The organism is Colwellia echini, from assembly GCF_002843355.2.
GTDB classification, from domain to species: Bacteria; Pseudomonadota; Gammaproteobacteria; order Enterobacterales; family Alteromonadaceae; genus Colwellia; species Colwellia echini.
Genome location: NZ_PJAI02000063.1, coordinates 1 through 1,382, shown reverse-complemented (window position 1 = coordinate 1,382; position 1,382 = coordinate 1). Strand labels below are relative to the sequence as shown.

The window sequence follows — 1,382 nt, the reverse complement described above, 5'->3', positions numbered from 1 at the left end:
TTTTGCTTATATGGACTCCTCGTATTGTACAAGAAAAAACTTTTAAAAATTTAGATGCGTGCTTATATTCGGACTCATAATGGGAAGCTATCCCGGTCACTTTGATGTATTCGCACCTTCATGCCTATTCTCCTTCACGACATTCTATATGTTCAGAGCAAAACGCAGGCTATTGAAGGTTGGTCTAACCTTTTTTAAGATCTTTTTTGTAGCAATTTTACGTGTTAATTCGTCATTAGTTTCTAGTCATTATTAAGCAGCTAATAAGACAGGGCTGTAATCTGTATTGTTTTTCATTAACGCATAAGCGGTTCGTACGTTTTTATTTGCCAAGGCCATTGATGCACAATTAGCCCCTCTACGTTCAATTAGGGCTTTTAACCACTTTTCTTTTTCTGTCTTTGCAGGCCTATTTTTAAGTTTGGCTACCACAGCTCTTGCCCCTAAAAACAGACAACTGCGTAGTGGTTTATCACATGAGCTTTTACCGACTGAGCCGAGTTGTATTTTTCCACCACTACTATGCTGTTTTGGGGTAACGCCAATACAAGCAGAGACTTGTCTGCTGCTTTTGAAATGTTCGCCACTGCCTAATTGTATTTTCAGCCTCATCGACGTGATAGGCCCAACACCCTCAAGTTTCATGAATTTTTTACAATCTTTATCTTGTCCTGTTAATTCTATCAAGCCCTTATTCATCACTTGAAAATCCTCTTCTAGGCGGGAATATAATGCCCACAATTTAGCTATACTATGACGCATAGGCATAGGTAACTGATTTTCAGCGTCTTCTAATATTTCAGGTATCCGAGCTTTGAAATTTTTAATGCTTTTGTTGATAATAATGCCAAATTCTAGCAATAAGCCACGGACTTGATTTGATAGCTGAAGTTTTTGTTTATCAAGTAAATCTCTCATTTTTCCTACCGACTGTAGGCCTTGCTCTTCAATGGTTAACACCCTTGCAGGTTTTATATTTGCTGCGCGAGAAGCAACGGCAATAGCGATAGCATCATTAGCATCTGTTTTTTGACCCGTTCTAAAGGGTTTTACTTGTTTAGGAGGTATAGGAATAACATTATGACCTAGGGATTTAGCAAGCCTTGCCCAGTAATGAGCACCGCCACAGCTTTCCATGGCAACAAGAGATCGTTGTTGTTTTATGAGCCATTCTTTTAACTTTGCTCGGCTCATTGCTTTATTGAAAGTAATTTTTCCATTGGCTGTCATAATACAAACTTGAAAAATATCTTTTGCTAAATCGATAGCGATTACGTTACATTGTGTCATTGTGTGGACTCCAGGTAAAAGTTGATTTGAGTGAATACTTTTTACTTTATACCGCAAAACTCCCGCGAGGGGGAGGAGTCCATACATCTCCT

The 1,382-nt window shown here is 38.6% G+C and carries 1 protein-coding gene; it reads right to left on the bottom strand.

The annotated features are described in order from the left end of the window. Positions 1 to 252: 252 nt before the first annotated feature. A complete protein-coding gene (locus CWS31_RS17260; RefSeq protein ID WP_101344500.1) occupies positions 253 to 1,290 on the bottom strand; it encodes an IS110 family RNA-guided transposase in 1,038 nt (345 codons plus the stop codon). Between the last annotated feature and the right edge of the window lie 92 nt (positions 1,291 to 1,382).

What these genes read in the sequence shown, in the direction of transcription:
- CWS31_RS17260 (WP_101344500.1), bottom strand. Translation starts at nt 1,290, where the DNA reads ATGACACAATGTAACGTAATCGCTATCGATTTAGCAAAAGATATTTTT.